Origin of the sequence: Microbacter sp. GSS18 (assembly GCA_029319145.1) — a bacterium.
Taxonomy (GTDB): Bacteria; Actinomycetota; Actinomycetes; order Actinomycetales; family Microbacteriaceae; genus Microbacterium.
This window is the reverse complement of the sequence record CP119753.1, coordinates 1,118,885-1,137,561: the sequence shown is the minus strand read 5'-3', so window position 1 is coordinate 1,137,561 and position 18,677 is coordinate 1,118,885. Positions and strand designations below refer to the sequence as shown.

Annotated in this window: 14 protein-coding genes and 1 tRNA gene; 6 read left to right on the top strand and 9 right to left on the bottom strand. The window is 70.3% G+C overall.

Features of this window, described 5'->3' with window-relative positions:
* Window positions 1–8: 8 nt before the first annotated feature.
* Entirely contained in the window at window positions 9–593 is a 585-nt protein-coding gene (locus tag P0L94_05385; protein WES65499.1) for a dihydrofolate reductase family protein, read from the top strand.
* Here P0L94_05385 and P0L94_05380 read toward each other — a convergent pair.
* A complete protein-coding gene (locus tag P0L94_05380; protein WES65498.1) occupies window positions 563–1,330 on the bottom strand; it encodes an SGNH/GDSL hydrolase family protein in 768 nt (255 codons plus the stop codon). The two genes, P0L94_05385 and P0L94_05380, sit on opposite strands and share 31 nt — an antisense overlap.
* Before the next feature lie 90 nt (window positions 1,331–1,420).
* Here P0L94_05380 and P0L94_05375 point away from each other — a divergent pair, with 90 nt between their 5' ends.
* Entirely contained in the window at window positions 1,421–3,532 is a 2,112-nt protein-coding gene (locus P0L94_05375; protein WES65497.1) for a DEAD/DEAH box helicase, read from the top strand.
* A gap of 40 nt (window positions 3,533–3,572) precedes the next feature.
* Here P0L94_05375 and P0L94_05370 read toward each other — a convergent pair whose 3' ends face one another.
* Window positions 3,573–3,818 carry a hypothetical protein gene (locus tag P0L94_05370; GenBank protein WES65496.1) on the bottom strand — a complete coding sequence of 82 codons (246 nt, stop codon included), beginning with the start codon at window positions 3,816–3,818 and terminating at the stop codon, window positions 3,573–3,575.
* Between the two features lie 226 nt (window positions 3,819–4,044).
* Between P0L94_05370 and P0L94_05365 the strand changes: the two genes are divergently transcribed.
* Window positions 4,045–4,668, top strand: a complete 624-nt coding sequence (locus tag P0L94_05365; protein WES65495.1) for a phosphoribosyltransferase family protein — start codon at window positions 4,045–4,047, stop codon at window positions 4,666–4,668.
* A 19-nt stretch (window positions 4,669–4,687) separates the two neighbouring features.
* On the opposite strand, the gene P0L94_05360 is transcribed toward P0L94_05365, so the two are convergent.
* Entirely contained in the window at window positions 4,688–6,361 is a 1,674-nt protein-coding gene (locus P0L94_05360; protein ID WES65494.1) for a DUF885 domain-containing protein, read from the bottom strand.
* A gap of 47 nt (window positions 6,362–6,408) precedes the next feature.
* Complete coding sequence (gene polA, locus P0L94_05355) at window positions 6,409–9,048, bottom strand: DNA polymerase I (GenBank protein ID WES65493.1); 2,640 nt, start codon at window positions 9,046–9,048, stop codon at window positions 6,409–6,411.
* Window positions 9,049–9,107: 59 nt separating this feature from the next.
* Here polA and P0L94_05350 point away from each other — a divergent pair, with 59 nt between their 5' ends.
* Window positions 9,108–9,533 carry a hotdog fold thioesterase gene (locus P0L94_05350; protein WES65492.1) on the top strand — a complete coding sequence of 142 codons (426 nt, stop codon included), beginning with the start codon at window positions 9,108–9,110 and terminating at the stop codon, window positions 9,531–9,533.
* An 82-nt stretch (window positions 9,534–9,615) separates the two neighbouring features.
* Entirely contained in the window at window positions 9,616–10,071 is a 456-nt protein-coding gene (locus P0L94_05345) for a hypothetical protein (protein WES65491.1), read from the top strand.
* 6 nt (window positions 10,072–10,077) lie between these two features.
* Here P0L94_05345 and P0L94_05340 read toward each other — a convergent pair whose 3' ends face one another.
* A complete protein-coding gene (locus tag P0L94_05340; GenBank protein ID WES65490.1) occupies window positions 10,078–10,698 on the bottom strand; it encodes a response regulator in 621 nt (206 codons plus the stop codon).
* Window positions 10,699–10,736: 38 nt separating this feature from the next.
* Between P0L94_05340 and P0L94_05335 the strand changes: the two genes are divergently transcribed.
* Window positions 10,737–10,819, top strand: a tRNA-Leu gene (locus tag P0L94_05335).
* A 41-nt stretch (window positions 10,820–10,860) separates the two neighbouring features.
* Here the strand turns inward: P0L94_05335 and P0L94_05330 are convergent.
* The 4 genes from P0L94_05330 to gltB form a co-directional block, all read right to left on the bottom strand.
* Window positions 10,861–11,049: a hypothetical protein gene (locus tag P0L94_05330; protein ID WES65489.1), complete on the bottom strand. Its 189-nt coding sequence runs from the start codon at window positions 11,047–11,049 to the stop codon at window positions 10,861–10,863.
* Window positions 11,050–11,142: 93 nt separating this feature from the next.
* Window positions 11,143–12,585 carry a pyruvate kinase gene (pyk, locus tag P0L94_05325; GenBank protein WES65488.1) on the bottom strand — a complete coding sequence of 481 codons (1,443 nt, stop codon included), beginning with the start codon at window positions 12,583–12,585 and terminating at the stop codon, window positions 11,143–11,145.
* 51 nt (window positions 12,586–12,636) lie between these two features.
* Window positions 12,637–14,103, bottom strand: a complete 1,467-nt coding sequence (locus P0L94_05320; protein ID WES65487.1) for a glutamate synthase subunit beta — start codon at window positions 14,101–14,103, stop codon at window positions 12,637–12,639.
* Window positions 14,096–18,616 (bottom strand): glutamate synthase large subunit, encoded by a 4,521-nt coding sequence (gene gltB / locus P0L94_05315; protein WES66294.1) that lies wholly within the window; start codon window positions 18,614–18,616, stop codon window positions 14,096–14,098. The genes P0L94_05320 and gltB overlap by 8 nt, the downstream gene beginning before the upstream one ends.
* Window positions 18,617–18,677 lie beyond the last annotated feature (61 nt).

The window sequence follows — 18,677 nt, the reverse complement described above, 5'->3', positions numbered from 1 at the left end:
TGGACGCCATGGACACCACACGACCCCAGGTCGTCTTCAACACCGCGACGACGCTCAACGGTTTCCTCGCCGACGACGGTGACTCCCTCGATTGGCTCTTCGCCGTGCCGGGCGCCGACGATGCCGAGAGCGGGTTCGCCGATTTCCTCGCCGGCGTCGGAACCTTCGTCATGGGCTCGGCCACGTACGAGTGGGTTCTCGCGCACGAGCGGCTGCTCCTCCGGCCCCAGCTGTGGCGCGACATGTACGGCGACCGCCCGGCCTTCGTGCTGTCCACACGCCCGCACGATGTGCCCGCGGACTGCGATATCCGCGTCCGTTCCGGGGCCGCTGCCGATCTGTGGCCTGAGATCGCCGCTGCGGCCGGCGACAAGACGGTGTGGCTCGTCGGCGGCGGCGATGTCGTCGGGCAGTTCGCCGACGCCGGTCTGCTCGACGAGGTGCGGCTGAGCGTCGCGCCCGTGACGCTCGTCTCGGGCAAGCCGCTGCTCCCCCGGGCCCTCGGCTCCGGACGGCTGCAGCTGACCGCCGCGCGCCAGGCGGGGCAGTTCGCCGAGCTCTCCTATGCCGTGGCTCCGCTCGGCACGACCTGATGCCACGCGCCGTACTTGGGCTCCCGGCCGTCGCCCGATGACGTGCCCGTGAGCCGTCGGCGCACCCACGGGCCGACGTGCTCGCGGTAGTACGACGCGCCGCGCATCCCGGCGACGGACAGCTCGGGCAGCGACCACCACTCCGCGGGCGGCTCGAACCCCAGCGCGGTCAGCACGCGCGCCGCGACCCGGTGGTGCCCCCGCAGGTTCATGTGCAGGCGGTCCTCCGACCAGTACGGGGGTGTCGAGAGCTCCCGGTCCGGCCAGTTGAAGGCGCGGATCACATCGGGGCGGTCCTTCAGCACCTCGGCGACCGCTGCGGAGAGCTGGTCGCCGCGGCGCTGGATGACCCGGCTGAGCGGAAGCTGCGGGGAGGGGTTGGCGCCCGACAGCACGATGAGCCGCACGCCCTCGTCGTCGCAGCGCGTGAGCACCCGCTCGAACGCCGTCGTCACCTTGGCGATGTTCGTCCGCGGGCGCAGCATGTCGTTCCCGCCGCCGTTGAACGACAGGTGGGTGGGGCCGAGGGCCAGAGCCTGCTCGAGCTGCTCGTCGACGATCGGCCACACGAGCCTGCCGCGAATGGCCAGATTGGCGTAGTCGACGCTGCCTGCCGTGGCATCGGCCCATCCCTGTGCGACGAGGTCGGCCCAGCCGCGCACGCGGCCGTCGGGAAGGTCGTCACCCACGCCTTCGGTGAAGGAGTCCCCGATGGCCACATAGCGGATGCTGCTCACTCCCCCACCCTACGGTCACCCGCCGCCGCATTCCCCGGCGGCTCGGACGGGCGCTTCGCGATGTCGGTGCCGTGAGAGAGGGTAGGTCGTATGCCGTCGTCGCTCGCCCCCCGCGCCCAAGCCCTCGACGCTCTGCGATCCCTCGTCGGCGCCGACGAGGTCGACTTCCACGACGGACAGTTCGAGGCGATCGAGGCGCTCGTCGAGGACCGGCGGCGGGCTCTCGTGGTGCAGCGCACGGGGTGGGGGAAGTCGGCCGTCTACTTCGTCGCGACGCTTCTGCTCCGCCGACGCGGTGCCGGGCCCACCGTTCTCGTCTCGCCGCTGCTGGCCCTCATGCGCGATCAGATCGCCGCCGCGCGGCGAGCCGGGGTGCGGGCGGTCGCGATCAACTCCACCAATTCGCACGAGTGGACCGACGTGATATCCCGACTCGACCGCGATGAGGTCGACGTGCTGCTGGTGTCTCCCGAACGGCTCAACAATCCGTCCTTCCGCGATGAGCAGCTGCCGCAGCTCGTCACGAGGATCGGGCTGCTCGTCGTCGACGAGGCGCACTGCATCAGCGACTGGGGGCACGACTTCCGTCCCGACTACCGACGCCTTCGCGACCTGATCGCGCGCATACCCGCCGGGGTTCCGGTGCTCGCGACGACCGCGACCGCGAACAGCCGGGTGGTCGCGGATGTCGCCGAGCAGCTGGGCGGGTTCGAGGGCGAGGCTTCCGAGGTCGTGATCATCCGGGGGCCGCTCGCGCGCACCTCGCTCCGGCTCGGCGTCCTGCGGCTGCGCGATGCGCCCGGCCGGCTGGCCTGGCTCATCAGCCACCTCGACGACCTGCCCGGTTCGGGCATCATCTACACCCTCACCGTCGCCGCCGCGAACGACATCGCACGGCTCCTGCGAGAGAGCGGGTTCGACGTGCGGGCGTACACGGGCCAGACAGACCCCGACGAGCGCGAAGAGTCCGAGGCGCTTCTCAAGGAGAACCGGGTCAAGGCGCTCGTCGCGACCAGCGCACTCGGGATGGGTTTCGACAAGCCCGACCTCGGCTTCATCGTCCACGTCGGTGCGCCCTCGTCGCCCGTGTCGTACTACCAGCAGGTCGGGCGCGCGGGACGTGCCACCGCCTCGGCCGACGTGCTCCTGCTCCCGGGCGTCGAGGATCGAGACATCTGGCACTATTTCGCCACCGCATCGATGCCCGACCGGGAGCGCGCCGAGCGCGTGATCACCGCACTGGCGGCCTCCGACGCGCCGCTGTCGACGCCCGCGCTCGAGGCGGCCGTCGACATCCGTCGCACTCCCCTGGAGCTGCTGCTGAAGGTGCTGGACGTCGACGGAGCGGTCGCCCGCGTGCGGGGCGGCTGGGTCGCGACGGGGCGGTCCTGGACCTACGACGAAGACCGCTACGAGCGGATCGCCGCCGAGCGCACCGCCGAACAGCAGCACATGATCGACTACGAGCAGACGCGCGGGTGCCGTATGGAGTTCCTTCAGCGCTCCCTCGACGACGACACGGCGGCGCCGTGCGGGCGGTGCGACAACTGCGCGGGTCCCTGGTTCCCGACCGCCATCGGCCAGGACGCGACGGAGGCGGCATCCACCGCTCTCGATCGCGTCGGCGTGCCCATCGAACCGAGACGTCAATGGCCGACCGGTGCGGACCGGCTCGGTGTGAGCGTGCGGGGCCGCATCCCCGCCGACGAGCAGGCGGACGAGGGCCGGTGCCTCGCACGGCTCAGCGATCTCGGATGGGGAGGAGCCCTGCGCGAGATCTTCGCGGCGGGCGCCGCGGACGAACCCGTCTCGGCGAATGTCCTCGCCGCATGTGTCCGCGTACTCGCCGACTGGGGGTGGGCCGAGCGTCCCGTCGCGGTCATCGCGATGCCTTCGCGGGCGAGGCCGCAGCTGGTCGGCAGCGTTGCGCGCGGCATCGCCGAGGTCGGGCGGATGCCGCTGCTCGGCAGCCTCGACCTCGTGGATGGTGGACCGACCGGACGCCCCGGCGGCAACAGCGCCTTCCGGCTCGCCGGCGTATGGGGGCGGATCGGCGCCGCGAACATCGATGTCCCGACCGGTCCCGTCCTGCTGGTCGACGACCTCGTCGACAGCAGGTGGACGATGACGGTCGCCACGCGCGAACTCAGACGAGCTGGTGCGACCCGCGTCCTGCCGTTCGCCCTCGCGATGCGCGGGTGACGCGGCGTCGACGACGGTCCTCCGTCAACGGGCGGTGCTCTCAGCGAGGACGAGGACGGCGCCGTGCCGCGGCCAGCGCCGCGACCCCCAATCCGAGCATCACGATCGCGATCAGGAACGACGTCACGGCTGGTCCTGCGTGATCGATGAACAGCACGCTGGCGGGCTCGCCCTGCACCGCAGTGAGCGCCCAGTAGCCGATCGACTGGACGGCCGCCAGCGCACCGATCGCGAGCGCCGCAGCCGCTGCCGCGTACCACCATCGACGTCCGCTCCGCGCATCCATGTCGCACCTCCACGTCGCCGCGCGCTTCCCTGTCGCCGAGCGCTCGGCGCCACGATAGCGGCGACCTGGCGGCCCGGAAAGGGTGTTCGCCGCAGATCCGATTGCGGGAACCCGGAAACCGGCGGTGCAGGCGGTTCAGCCGAGCGAGGAGGAAGCCCGCTGGCCGATGGCGGCGCGGAAGCAGGACCTCTCGTCGCCGGGCGGCCGGCGGCGTAACGTGGCCGTCATGGCGCTGTTCGCCGACCGGCGGGCCGCCGGGGACGACCTCGCCTCGGCGCTGACGTCGTGGCGCGGGTCCGACGCCGTGGTGTTCGGCATCCCCCGCGGCGGGGTGGTCGTCGCCGCGCGCGTCGCCGCCGCGCTCGGGCTGCCGCTCGATGTCGTCGTCGTGCGCAAGCTCGGCGCACCGGCGCACGAGGAGTACGCCGTCGGAGCCATCGCCGCGGGAGTCCGGGTCGTCGACGACCGGGCTGCCGGCGGTGTGAGCCAGAGCGACCTCGCCGCCGTCGAGGAAAGCGAGCGAAAGGAGCTCGCCCGACGGAGCACGGCGTTCCCGCGCCGCGTGGCCGATCTCGCCGGCCGCACCGCGCTCGTCGTGGACGACGGGATCGCGACCGGCGCCACCGCCACGGCGGCGTGCCTGGCGCTGCGCGCGGAGGGTGCGTCGCGCATCGTGCTCGCCTCCCCCGTCGCCCCCGCGGCATGGAGTCCGCCACCGGGCGCGGTCGATGAGTACGTGTGCCCGCATCCGATCGCCGATTTCTGGGCGGTCGGGCAGTTCTACGACGACTTCACCCAGACGAAGGACGAGGAGGTCATCGGACTGCTGTCCGACGACCTCCCCGCGTGAGCACGCGCGCCGAGGGGGCTCAGCCTGCCAGCGCCGCGCGCAGCGTGTCGAGGCCGACGCTGCCGAGGTCGAGCGCACGCTTGTGGAACGCCTTGATCGAGAAGTCGGCGCCTTCGCGCTCGGCGACCTCATCGCGCAGCTGCTCCCAGATGCGCTGGCCCACCTTGTAGCTCGGCGCCTGTCCCGGCCAGCCGAGATAGCGGTTGACCTCGAACCGCACGAACGCATCGGGCATGTTGACGTTGGCGCGCATGAACTCCAGCGCGTAGTCGGCATCCCACGTCCCCTTGCCGTCCGGACGCGGCTTGCCCAGGTGCACGCCGAGATCGAGCACGACACGGGCCGCGCGCATGCGCTGGCCGTCGAGCATGCCCAGGCGGTCAGCCGGGTCCTCCAGGTAGCCGAGCTGCTCCATGAGGCGCTCGGCATACAGGGCCCACCCCTCGGCGTGGCCGCTCGTGCCGGCGAGCAGCCGGCGCCACGAGTTCAGCTCGGCGCGGTTGTACACCGCCTGCGCGATCTGCAGGTGATGGCCGGGAACGCCCTCGTGATACACCGTCGTCAGCTCGCGCCACGTGTCGAACTCGGTCACGCCCTCGGGCACCGACCACCACATGCGGCCGGGGCGCGAGAAGTCGTCCGTCGGACCGGTGTAGTAGATGCCGCCTTCCTGCGTGGGGGCGATCATGCACTCGAGCCGGCGGATCGGCTCGGGGATGTCGAAGTGCGTGCGGCCGAGCTCTTCGATCGCGCGGTCGCTCGTCTCCTGCATCCACGTCCTCAGGGCATCGGTGCCGTGGAGCTTGCGCGACGGGTCGGCCTCGAGGAAGGCGACCGCCTCTTCGACCGACGCACCCGGCTTGATCTCGTTCGCGATCGCCTCCTGCTCGGCGACCATGCGCGCGAGCTCCTCGAGGCCCCACTCGTAGGTCTCGTCGAGGTCGACCGCGGCGCCGAGGAAGCGTCGGGAGTGCAGCGCATAGAGGTCGCGCCCGACGGCGTCCTCCTCGGCCGCCGCGGGGGCGAGCTCGGTGCGCATGATGTCGGCGAGACGTTCGTAGGCGACCCGCACCGCGTTGGCCCGGTCGGAGAGGTCGCGCGCGAGAGCGGCGGGCAGCTGCCCCTCTTTCGGCGCGGCGTTGCCGGCGAACTCCGCGAAGAAGCCCGACGAGGCGGTGTAGCGCTCGATCTGGGTGATGACCTCGAGCACCTGACGGCGCGCGGGCACGATCCCGGCGGCGATGCCGGAGCGCAGCGTCTCGACGTACCCGTCGAGGGCGGCCGGCACAGCGCCCAGGCGGGTCGCGATGACGGCCCAGTCCTCGGCGGTGTCCGTGGGCATCAGATCGAACACGCCGCGAAGGTCCTGGGCGGGGCTCGCGATGACGTTGACGTCGCGCAGGTCCCACTTCGACTCGTGCAGCTCGAGGGCGAGCTCGAGGTCGCGCGTCAAATCCGTCTTGGTGACCTCGTCGACCGCGTCGACCGCGGTGGCGCCGCGGAGGGCGGCGAGGGTGCGGCGCATCTCCTCGGCAACGCGCTCGTGTCCCTCGGGCGAGAGGTCTTCGAGTCGTCCGTTGTGCTCGGAGCGGCCGATGTAGGTCGCCACCGACGGCGCCAGGTCGGCGACGGTGTCGACCCAAGCGTCGGCGATCGTGTCGATCTGCGACGGAGTGCGGGGGGAATCGGTCATCCCTCCAGCTTATCCACCGCGGGACCTGGTCCCGGAATCCCTCGGACTCAGTGCGCCGCCTCGTCCCAGTCGCCGCCGCGCCCGATCTGGACGTCCAGCGGCACCGAGAGCTCGGCGGCGCCGCCCATGCGCTCGCGGACGATGCGTTCGGCCGCATCCCACTCCCCCGGCGCGACCTCGACGACCAGTTCGTCGTGGATCTGCAGCAGGACCCGTGAGTCCATTCCGGCCGTGAGGAACTCCCCATGGATGCGGAACAGCGCGATCTTCATGATGTCGGCGGCGCTGCCCTGGATGGGGGCGTTCAGCGCCGCGCGTTCGGCGTTCTCGCGCAGCACGCGGTTCGGGCTGCCGAGATCGGGGAACGGCCGGCGCCGCCCGAAGATCGTCTCGGTGTAGCCGTCGATGCGGGCCTGCTCGACCGACGAGCGCAGATAGTCGCGAACGGCGCCGAATCGCGCGAAGTACTCCATCATGAGCTGCTTGGCCTCGGACTGCTCGATGCGCAGCTGCTTGGACAGCCCGAACGCCGACAGGCCGTACACCAGGCCGTACGACATCGCCTTGACCTTCGTGCGCATCGCCGGCGTGACGTCCTCGGGGTTCACGCCGAACACGCGCGCGCCGACGAAGCGGTGCAGGTCCTCGCCGGAGTTGAACGCCTCGATGAGGCCCGGATCCTCCGACAGATGGGCCATGATGCGCATCTCGATCTGCGAGTAGTCGGCCGTCAGCAGCGTCTCGTAGCCCGAGCCCACCTCGAAGGCCGCGCGGATGCGGCGGCTCTCGTCGGTGCGGACCGGGATGTTCTGCAGGTTGGGGTCGGTGCTGCTGAGCCGTCCGGTCTGGCTGCCGGTCTGGACGTATGTCGTATGGATCCGGCCGTCCGATGCGATGGAGCCGTCCAGTGACTCGATGATCTGACGCAGCTTGGTCGCTTCCCGGTGCTGAAGCAGCAGATCGAGGAACGGATGCGGGCTCGACTCCTGCAGGTCTGCGAGCACCGCCGCATCGGTCGAGTAGCCGGTCTTGGTCTTGCGCGTCTTCGGCAGCCCGAGATCCTCGAACAGCACCTCCTGCAGCTGCTTGGGCGAGCCGAGATTCACCTCGCGGCCGATCGTGGCGAAGGCCTCCTGCGCGATGCCGTCGGCGCGCTGCGCGAGCTCGCCCGAGAACCCCGAGAGCTTCTCGTGCGAGACGGCGACGCCGGCCAGCTCCATGTCCGCAAGCGACTGCAGCGTCGGCAGCTCGATGTCGGTGAGCACGCCGGCGACCTTCGCCGGCAGATCGGCGCGCAGGGCGCCGGCCACGCGCAGTGCGAACCACGCCAGCTGGCCCGGCGTCGCACCCTCGGTCTCGGGTACGAGCTGGCTGGGATCGGCTTCGGGAAGCTTCTCGTCGAGGTACCGCTCGACGAGGTCGGCGAGGGTCTTGTCGGGGAAGCTCGGGCGCACGAGCCACCCGGCGATGATCGGGTCGAACGCCAGGCCGTCCAGCCGGACGCCGGCTCGTCGCAGGGCCTTCACGTGCGACTTGGCGTCGCTGACGACCTTCGGTGCGGGCGAGGACAGCCAGGGACCGAGGGCTTCGGCGACGTCATCCCCCCACGCCGCTTCGGCCGCGGCATCCGCCGTCGCGACGCCGAGGCGCACCGGCAGACCGCCCTCGATCACGATCGTGAGGCCGACGTCGCCGTCGGCGCCCTCGACGAACGCGCGCAACGCGGCAGGGTCGGGTTCGGCGGGCTCGGGCATGGTCACGGCGGGCGTCTGCGCGGCAGGGGCCATCGCCTCGTCGACACCGGCGGCCTCGAACACGCGCGGCAGCAGTGTGCGGAACTCGAGGCGCGCGAAGATGTCTCGCACGGCCTGCGCGTCCATCGGGCGGACCGCGAGATCGTCCACGCCCACCGGCAGCTCGACGTCGCGCAGCAGCGCGTTCAGGGAACGGTTGCGGCGCACGTCGTCGAGGTGCTCGCGAAGGTTGCCGCCGACGACTCCCTTGATCTCGCCCGAGCGCTCGAGCAGCTCGTCGAGCGTGCCGAACTGCGTCAGCCACTTCACAGCGGTCTTCTCGCCGACCTTGGGCACGCCCGGCAGGTTGTCGCTGGTCTCGCCGACGAGCGCCGCGATGTCGGGGTACTGCGCGGGCGGGAGCCCGTACTTCTCGACCACCGCGTCCGGGTCGTAGCGCTTGAGCTGCGACACGCCCTGCACGTTGGGGTAGAGCAGCGTGATGTCGTCGTCGACGAGTTGGATCGTGTCGCGGTCCCCCGAACACACCAGCACCTCGTACCCGCGCTCGGCGCCCTGCGTCGCGAGTGTGGCGAGGATGTCATCGGCCTCGATGTCCTCCTTCTGGAGCACCGTGATGCCCATCGCCGCCAGGCAGTCCTGGAGCAGGGGGATCTGCCCTTTGAACTCGGCCGGGGTCTCGGAACGGTTCGCCTTGTACTCGGCGTACTCCCGCGTCCGGAACGACTGACGCGACGTGTCGAACGCGACGGCCATGTGCGTCGGCTTCTCGGCCTTGATCAGGTTCACGAGCATCGCCAGGAACCCGTAGATGCCGTTGGTGTGCTGGCCGTCCTTGGTCGAGAAATTGTCGATCGGAAGCGCGTAGAACGCCCGATACGCCAGCGAATGGCCGTCGACGACCAGGAGGGTAGGCTTTGCGGAGTCCGTCACCCCGACAGCCTAGTCGCGGCCGCGGACACTCCCCCCGCGTCACGTACGAGAGGTCGCCCATGCCCGAGCAGCTGCCGGATCCGGATACCGACGGACTCGCGTGGGTCGCCAACCGTGGGATCGGTGCGCTCGCGGAGCGGATGGGCATGCGCTTCACCGAGTTCACCGTCGAGCGCAGCGTCGCGACGATGCCCGTCGAGGGCAACACCCAGCCGGTCGGGCTCATGCACGGCGGCGCCTACGTCGTGCTCGGCGAGTCTCTCGGCTCGATGTCGGCGAATCTCTATGCCGGCCCGGGCCGCCTCGCCGTCGGCGTCGACATCAACGCCACCCATACACGCTCTGCCACCAGCGGACACGTCACCGGCACGTGCACGCCGGTGCACCTGGGCCGGTCGGTCACCGTCCACGAGATCGTCGTGACCGACGATCACGGTCGGCGCTGCTCGACCATCCGCATCACGAACATGATCAAGGACCTCTGACCCCACCGGTCCGCCGGCCATCACCACCCGGCGGGACCTCCGGCTCTGGCGCTCGGACGCCGGGATCGCTGGGATCGGTTCCGTGGACACCGACGAGACGATCTACGTCGTGAGCGCGCTCGGGTACCAGACCCTGCTGCTCGTCCACTTCGCCGTGCGATGGCGCCGACGGGACCTGGCCATCCGCTTCGGGTGGATCGTCTATGCCCTCGCGGTGCCCGCGGCGATCGGCAGCGCCGTGCTCGTGGCGTCGGGGGCGTCGTGGTCGTTCGCCGCGGCGGGGCTGCTCTATCTGGCGTGGGCAGCGTACGGCGCCGTGGTCGAATACGCGATGCGGATCCGCTGGCGATCGCCGATCCGCTGGAGCGTGTTCGTTCCGTACACGGCGCTGTACCTCGCGACGTCGATGTTCTTCTGGTGGCCGCTCGCTGAGGTCGGCCGTCCGCTGTGGTACATCGCCGGCGCGCTCTTCGCGGGTTCGACGCTGCTCAACGTCGCCTCCCACCGTCCTCGCGGATCGGCGGGAGAACGAGCGTGAGGCGCCTCAGCCCTTCTTGGGCGCGAGCTGCTCGATGATCGCCTTGGCGACGTCCTGCATCGTCAGGCGGCGGTCCATGGACGCCTTCTGGATCCAGCGGAACGCCTCCGGCTCGCTCAGACCCATCTTCTCGTTGAGGAGGCCCTTGGCGCGGTCGACGAGCTTGCGGGTCTCGAAGCGCTCGACCATGTCGGCGACCTCGGCCTCGAGCGTGATGATCTGCTCGTAGCGGGCCAGGGCGATCTCGATGGCCGGCAGCAGGTCGTTGGGAGTGAAGGGCTTCACGACGTAGGCCAGGGCGCCGGCCTCGCTGGCACGCTCGACGAGCTCCTTCTGGCTGAAGGCGGTCAGGAGGACGACCGGGGCGATGTGGCTCTTGCTGAGCTTCTCGGCGGCCGAGATGCCGTCCAGCTGGGGCATCTTCACGTCCATGATCACCAGATCGGGGCGCAGCTCGGTGGCGAGGGCGACGGCGGTCTCGCCATCGCCGGCCTCGCCGACGACGTCGAATCCGTTGTCGCGGAGGATCTCCACGATGTCCAGACGGATCAGCGACTCGTCCTCGGCCACGACGACGCGACGAGGGGTCGAACTGGTTGCGGCGGCGTTCTGCTCTTGCTCGGTCACCTTAGAATCCTACGGTATCGTCGTTCGCGCACGTGCCCGCCGGTGTGGCGGAATGGCAGACGCGACCGACTCAAACTCGGTTGCCCGCGAGGGCGTGTGGGTTCGACTCCCACCATCGGCACGTGAGCGGGCGGTCGCGCGGGCGTGGCCGCCCGTCGGCGTTCAGCCGCCGAAGTGCGGGTTGCCCAGGGCCTTGCTCGTGAGAGCCTCGAACTCTCCCTGGCTGATGGCGCCCGCATCCAGCAGGTCTTCGGCCCGTGCGATGTCCGCCGCCGGGTCGGCCGAGGCCACGCGACGGCACTCGTCATCTGCGGTCGCCCGGGCGTGTCCCGCGCCGGCTCGCTGCGCCATGCCCGCGCCGCGGGCGATGATCGGCGAAGACGGCGGCGGTCGCTCTCACCGTCGTGGAGCGGCCGCCGCCGTCTTCAGGTCCGCGGACGGGGCCTACTCGCGGTAGACCGGCGCGTTGCCGTGAACCGCGTCGCCGACGCGGTGGATGCGGATGTCATTGGTCGAGCCGATGATGCCGGGGGGCGATCCCGAGATCACGACGACCTTGTCGCCGACGGTGGCCAGCTCGTTCGTGAGCAGGTAGTCGTCCACCTGGATGAACATGCGGTCGGTGTGCGACACCGGCTGCACGAGCGTCGAGCGCACGCCCCACGTGATGGCCATGCGGCGTCGGATCGCCGGGTCGGTCGCGAAGCCGATCGTCGGGATGGCGGGCCGAAGGCGCGACATGCGGCGCGCGGTGTCGCCCGACTCGGTGAAGATGCACAGGTACTTCGCCTCGACGAACTCGGCGACCTCCATCGCGGCGAGCGTGATGGCGCCGCCCTGCGTGCGCGGCTTGGCGGTGAGCGGTGCGATGCGCTCGAGGCCGTGCTCCTCGGTCGACTCGATGATGCGCGCCATCGTCTCGACGACGATGGTCGGGTACTCCCCGACGCTCGTCTCGCCCGACAGCATCACGGCATCGGCACCGTCGAGCACGGCGTTGGCGACATCCGATGTCTCGGCGCGCGTGGGGACCGGGCTGTGGATCATCGACTCGAGCATCTGCGTGGCGACGATGACCGGCTTGGCCATGCGGCGGCACAGCTCCACGGCGCGCTTCTGCACGATCGGCACCGCTTCGAGCGGAAGCTCGACGCCCAGGTCGCCGCGGGCGACCATGATGCCGTCGAAGGCGTCGATGATCTCCTCGAGGTTGTCGACGGCCTGCGGCTTCTCGATCTTGGCGATGACGGGGATGCGGTGCCCTTCCTCGGCCATGATGACGTGGACGCGCTCGACGTCCTTCGCGCTGCGGACGAAGGACAGCGCGATGAAGTCGGCGCCGGCGCGCAGCGCCCACCGCAGGTCGGCCTCGTCCTTCTCGCTGAGGGCGGGCACGTTCACGGCGACGCCGGGGAGATTGATGCCCTTGTTGTCCGAGACCGGACCGCCCACGATGACCTTGGTCGTCACGACCGTGCCGTCGGTGGAGATGACCTCGACGCGGACCTTGCCGTCGTCGATCAGCAGCATGTCACCGGGCTCGACATCCTGGGGCAGGCCCTTGAATGTCGTGCCGCAGATCTCCTTGGTGCCGGCGATGTCCTCGACGGTGATCTTGAAGATGTCACCCTCGGCGAGTTCGTGGGGGCCGGCGGCGAACTTGCCGAGCCGGATCTTCGGGCCCTGGAGGTCCACCAGCGCGGCGACCGAGCGACCGGCGTCGTCGGCAGCCTTGCGCACGTTGGCGAAGTTGTTCTCGTGGACGGAGTAGTCTCCGTGGCTCAGGTTGAACCGGGCGACGTCGACACCGGCGTCGATGATGGCTCGCACCATCTCGTACGTCGAAGTCGCAGGTCCCAGTGTGGCGACGATCTTGGCGCGTCTCATCCCGTGCTTTCTGTGTGAATGAATCCCAGTGGCCGCGAGGCCCTCGCAAGCCTACGCGTGCCCCACCCCGATCGCGACATCCGTCGGGCGGACGGGCGCGGGCAGCTGCGTCTCCCCCATCAGGTACTCGTCGATGCGCGCGGCCGCGGCTCGGCCCTCGGCGATCGCCCACACGATGAGCGACTGTCCGCGGCCGGCGTCGCCGGCGACGAACACGCCCGGCGTCACGGTCTGGTAGTCGTCCTCGCGCTGCACGTTGCCGCGGCCGGTGAACCGCGTGCCGAGCTGGTCGCCCAGGTGGGCCTGCTCGGGCCCCGTGAAGCCCATGGCGATGAGGACGAGGTCGGCGGGGATCTCCCGCTCGGTGCCGCTCTTGGGCACGCGGCGGCCGTCGACGAACTCGGTCTCGGCGACGCGCAGCGCGCGCACCTCGCCGGCGTCGTTGCCGAGGAACTCGACGGTCGACGCCAGGAACGCCCGCTCGCCGCCCTCCTCGTGCGCTGACGAGACCTCGAACACACGCGGCGACATCGGCCAGGGCTCGTGCTCGGGACGGTCCTCGGGCGGACGCTTGCCGATGGCGAGGTTGGTGACGCTCAGCGCCCCGTGGCGGTGGGCGGTGCCGATGCAGTCGGCCCCCGTGTCGCCGCCGCCGATGACGACGACGTGCTTGCCCTCGGCCGTGATCTGGTTCGACACGGCGTCGCCGGCTGTCGCGCGGTTCGACTCGACGAGGTACTCCATCGCGAAGTGGACGCCGGCCAGGTCTCGACCGGGCAGCGGAAGCTCGCGCGGCACCGTGGCTCCGGTGGCGATGAGCACCGCGTCGTAGCGGGCGCGCAGATCGTCCCACGAGATGTCGGTGCCGATCTCGACGCCCGCGCGGAAGCGGGTGCCCTCGTCGCGCATCTGGCGCAGGCGCGACTCGAGGTGGCGCTTCTCCATCTTGAAGTCGGGGATGCCGTAGCGCAGCAGGCCGCCGATGCGGTCGTCGCGCTCGAACACCGCCACCGTGTGACCGGCCCGCGTGAGCTGCTGGGCGGCGGCGAGGCCCGCCGGGCCCGATCCCACGACGGCGACGGTCTTGCCGGTCAGACGCCCGGGCGGTTCGGGCTCGACCCAGCCGTTGGCGAACGCCTCGTCGATCGTCGAGACCTCGATCTGCTTGATCGTCACGGGCGGCTGGTTGATGCCCAGCACGCACGAGTCCTCGCACGGGGCGGGGCACAGCCGTCCGGTGAACTCGGGGAAGTTGTTCGTCGCGTGCAGCCGCTCGATCGCCGCGCGGCCCTCGCCGCGCCACGTCAGGTCGTTCCACTCGGGGATGAGGTTCCCCAGCGGGCAGCCCTGATGGCAGAACGGGATGCCGCAGTCCATGCAGCGTCCGGCCTGACGGCGCAGAACCCCGGCGTCGCCGTGTTCGTACACCTCTTTCCAGTCCATGATGCGGACCGGCACGGGCCGCCGAGCGGGCAGCTCCCGCTCGGTGACCTTCAGAAAGCCCTTCGGGTCAGCCACCCGTCACCTCCAGGATCCGGCTCCAGACGACGTCGCCGTCGGGGTCCAGCCCCTCGGCGACCGCGGCCTGGCGCGTCTGCAGAACGGCCGCGTAGTCGCGCGGGAGGACCCGCACGAACCGGCCGATCACGTTGTCGAAGTCGTCCAGCATCGACTGCGCGAGCGTCGAGCCGGTCTCGGCCACATGACGTTCGAGCAGGTCGTGCAGGATCTCGGCGTCGCCCGAGCCGAGCGCCGACAGCTCCAGCTCCCCCGCCGCGAGGGCCTCGCGGTTGACGAGGTCGGGGTCGAGCGCGTGGATGTACGCCGTGCCACCGGACATGCCGGCGCCGAGGTTGCGGCCGGTGCTGCCGAGGATCACGGCGAGCCCGCCGGTCATGTACTCCAGGGCGTGGTCGCCGACCCCTTCGACGACCGCCGTCGCACCGGAGTTGCGCACGAAGAACCGCTCTCCCACCACACCGCGCAGGAACATCGTGCCCTGCGTGGCGCCGTAGCCGATGACGTTGCCGGCGATGACGTTCTTCGACGCGTCGAAGGTCGCACCGCGCGGCGGCCGCACCACGATCTGCCCGCCCGACAGACCCTTGCCGACGTAGTCGTTCGAGTCGCCCTCGAGGCGCAGTGTGATGCCCGCGGGCAGGAACGCTCCGAAGGACTGGCCGGCCGACCCCGTCAGGGTGATCTCGATCGAGCCGGATGGCAGGCCGTTCTCGCCGTGAGCGCGCGTGACGTGATGACCGAGCATGGTCCCCACCGCGCGGGCGGTGTTGCGGATCGGCAGATCCAGCTCGAGGTGTCCGCCGTGGGCGACCACGTCCTGAGCGTGCTCGAGGAGCGACACGTCGAAGTGTTCGTCGAGCTCGTGGTCCTGCCCGCGCGTGTTGCGGCGCGCCTCGTGCTCGGCGAACACCGGGCCGGCGAGCACGGGTGTGAGGTCCAGTCCGCCGGCCTTCCAGTGGTGGATGGCGCCGTCGACGTCGAGGAGATCGGCGTGGCCGATCGCCTCGTCGAGCGAGCGGAACCCGAGCTCGGCGAGGTACTCCCGCACCTCCTGGGCGATGAACTCCATGAAGTTCACGACGAACTCCGGCTTGCCGCTGAAGCGCGAGCGCAGCACCGGGTTCTGGGTGGCGACGCCCACCGGGCACGTGTCCAGGTGGCACACGCGCATCATGATGCATCCCGAGACCACCAGCGGCGCCGTCGCGAAGCCGAACTCCTCGGCGCCCAGGAGCGCGCCGATGATGACGTCGCGGCCGGACTTCATCTGACCGTCGACCTGGACCACGACGCGGTCGCGCAGGCCGTTGAGCATGAGCGTCTGCTGCGTCTCGGCCAGGCCCAGCTCCCACGGTGTGCCCGCGTGCTTGAGCGAGTTCAGCGGGCTCGCGCCCGTGCCTCCGTCGTGCCCCGAGACGAGGATGACGTCGGCGAGCGCCTTGGCGGTGCCGGCGGCGACGGCGCCGATGCCCGACTGGCTCACGAGCTTCACGTGCACGCGTGCACGCGGGTTCGCTCGCTTGAGGTCGAAGATGAGCTGCTTGAGGTCCTCGATCGAGTAGATGTCGTGATGCGGCGGCGGCGAGATCAGGCCGACGCCGGCCGTCGCGTGACGCGTGCGGGCGACCCACGGGTACACCTTGGTGGGCGGCAGCTGACCCCCCTCGCCGGGCTTGGCGCCCTGCGCGAGCTTGATCTGGATGTCGTCGGACTGCGTGAGGTACATGCTCGTCACGCCGAAGCGTCCCGAAGCGACCTGCTTGATGGCGCTGCGGCGCTCCGGGTCGAGCAGCCGGTCGACGTCTTCGCCGCCCTCGCCGGTGTTGGACTTGCCGCCGATGCGGTTCATCGCGATGGCGAGCGTCTCGTGCGCCTCCCTCGAGATGGAGCCGTAGCTCATCGCGCCCGTCGAGAATCGCTTGACGATCGCGGAGACCGGCTCCACCTCGTCGATGGGCACCGGAGTGCGACCCTCGGTCTTGAGGCGGAACAGACCGCGCAGCGTCTTCAGCTCGTGCGCCTGGTCGTCGACCATCTTGGTGTACTCGCGGAAGATGTCGTACCGCCGGGTCCGCGTCGCGTGCTGGAGCCGGAACACCGTCTCGGGGTTGAACAGGTGAGGCGAGCCGTCGCGGCGCCACTGGTACTCGCCACCGGTCCACAGCCGCTCGTGGGCGCGCACCGCGGCGTCCTCGGGGTAGGCGTAGCGATGGCGCTCGGCGTTCTCGGAAGCGATGACGCGGATGCCGACGCCCCCGAGCTTGGACTCGGTGCCCGTGAAGTACGCGTCGATGAACGACTGCGACAGGCCGACGGCCTCGAACACCTGCGCGCCGGCGTACGAGGAGACCGTCGAGATGCCCATCTTGGACATGATCTTGAGCACGCCCTTGCCGAGGGCCTTGATCAGGTTCGCGACGGCCTTCTCGGGGGTGACGCCGGTGATGAACCCGGCGCGCACGAGGTACTCGACCGTCTCCATCGCCAGGTACGGGTTGACCGCAGACGCGCCGAAGCCGATGAGCGTCGCCACGTGGTGCACTTCGCGCACGTCGCCGGCCTCGACGACGAGGCCGACCTTCATGCGGGTCTGGTTGCGGATGAGGTGGTGGTGCACCGCCGCGAGCATGAGCAGCGACGGGATCGGCGCGAGGTCCTTGTTGGAGTCGCGGTCGCTGAGCACCAGGAACTCGGCGCCGTCCTCGATGGCCTGGTCGGCCTCGGCGCACATCTGCGCGAGACGCTTCTCCATGCCCTTGTGGCCGGCCTCGACACGATACAGACCGCGGATGGTGACCGAGCTGCGCCCGGGGAGGGCCGTGTCGATGTGCTGGATCTTCGCCAGTTCGTCGTTGTCGATCACCGGGAAGTCGAGCGTGACGGTGCGCGTGTGGTCGGGGCCCCACGCGAGCAGGTTGCGCTCGGGGCCCAGTCCCAGCGACAGCGAGGTCACGACTTCTTCGCGGATGGAGTCCAGCGGCGGGTTCGTCACCTGTGCGAACTGCTGCGTGAAGTAGTCGAACAGCAGCCGGGGACGGTCGCTCAGGACAGCGACCGGGGTGTCGCTCCCCATGGCGCCGAGCGGCTCGGCGCCGGTCTGTCCCATCGGGGTGAGGAGGATCTTCACCTCTTCCTCGGTATAGCCGAACGTGCGCTGGCGACGCGTGATCGAGGCGATCGGATGCACGATGTGCTCGCGCTCGGGAAGGTCGGCGAGCTTGACGCGCCCGGCGTCCAGCCACTCCTGCCACGGGTGCATCGTGGCGAGATCGCGCTTGATCTCGTCGTCCTCGATGACGCGGCCCTGGGCCGTGTCGACGAGGAACATGCGTCCGGGACGCAGACGTCCGCGGCGCTTGATGCGCGCGGGCTCGATGTCGAGAACGCCGGTCTCGCTGCCGATGACGATCAGGCCGTCCGTGGTCTCGGTCCAGCGCCCGGGGCGCAGTCCGTTGCGGTCGAGCGTGGAGCCGACGAGGGTGCCGTCGGTGAAGATGAGCGCGGCGGGGCCGTCCCACGGCTCCATCTGACCCGAGTGGTACTCGTAGAAGGCGCGCAGGTCGGGGTCGATCGTGGCCTGCTTCTCGTAGGCCTCGGGCACCATCATCATGATGGCGTGGGGCAGGCTCCGTCCCGTCAGCGTGAGGAGCTCGAGCACCTCGTCGAACGAGGCCGAGTCGCTCGCGCCCTCGGTGCAGATGGGCAGCATCGGGGCGATGTCGCCGATCAGCTCCGACTCGAGCTGCGACTGCCGAGCGCGCATCCAGTTGCGGTTGCCGTTGACGGTGTTGATCTCGCCGTTGTGGGCGAGCATGCGCAGCGGCTGCGCGAGCGGCCACGAGGGGAACGTGTTGGTGGAATAGCGAGAGTGCACGACCGCGAGCTCCGAGGCGAAGCGCTCGTCCTGCAGGTCGGGGTAGAACGGCTCGAGCTGCAGCGTCGTGACCATGCCTTTGTAGCCGATGGTGCGCGACGACAGCGTGACGAAATAGGCACCGAGCTCGGTGCGCGAGCGCTTGCGCAGACGGTACGTGCGGCGGTCCAGGGCGATGCCCGACAGCGCGGCGGCGTCGCCGACGGCGGGGCGCGACACGAACAGCTGCTCGAACGCGGGCCGCGCGTCGTGGGAGAGCTTGCCGAGGTGCTCGTCGGCCGTCGGCACGTCGCGCCAGCCGAGCACGACGAGGTTCTCGGACTCGGCGATGTGCTCGATGCCGGCCTTCTGCGCGGCGCGAGCCTCGTCGTCGCGCGGCAGGAAGATCATGCCGGCGGCGTACTCGCCCATGGGCGGAAGATCGAAGTCGACGACCTCACGGAAGAACGCGTCGGGCATCTGCGTGAGGATGCCCGCCCCGTCGCCCGTGCCGGCATCCGACCCGATCGCGCCGCGGTGCTCGAGGTTGCGCAGCGCGGTCAGCGCGAGGTCGATGATGTCGTGACCGGCGTGTCCGCGCAGCGTCGCCACCATGGCGAGACCGCACGCGTCCTTCTCGAAGGCAGGGTTGTACATCCCCTGCTTCTCGGGGAACGAGTCCAGCCGGTGCTGCGGGGTGGTCGCCTCGGCAGAGGCG

Excerpts from the sequence above, each read along its gene's own strand:
- P0L94_05385 (WES65499.1), top strand. The coding sequence starts at position 9 with ATGGACACCACACGACCCCAGGTCGTCTTCAACACCGCGACGACGCTC.
- P0L94_05370 (WES65496.1), bottom strand. The coding sequence starts at position 3,818 with ATGGATGCGCGGAGCGGACGTCGATGGTGGTACGCGGCAGCGGCTGCG.
- P0L94_05350 (WES65492.1), top strand. The coding sequence starts at position 9,108 with ATGCCCGAGCAGCTGCCGGATCCGGATACCGACGGACTCGCGTGGGTC.
- P0L94_05360 (WES65494.1), bottom strand. The coding sequence starts at position 6,361 with ATGACCGATTCCCCCCGCACTCCGTCGCAGATCGACACGATCGCCGAC.
- pyk (WES65488.1), bottom strand. The coding sequence starts at position 12,585 with ATGAGACGCGCCAAGATCGTCGCCACACTGGGACCTGCGACTTCGACG.
- P0L94_05365 (WES65495.1), top strand. The coding sequence starts at position 4,045 with ATGGCGCTGTTCGCCGACCGGCGGGCCGCCGGGGACGACCTCGCCTCG.
- P0L94_05330 (WES65489.1), bottom strand. The coding sequence starts at position 11,049 with ATGGCGCAGCGAGCCGGCGCGGGACACGCCCGGGCGACCGCAGATGAC.
- P0L94_05375 (WES65497.1), top strand. The coding sequence starts at position 1,421 with ATGCCGTCGTCGCTCGCCCCCCGCGCCCAAGCCCTCGACGCTCTGCGA.
- gltB (WES66294.1), bottom strand. The coding sequence starts at position 18,616 with ATGTACAACCCTGCCTTCGAGAAGGACGCGTGCGGTCTCGCCATGGTG.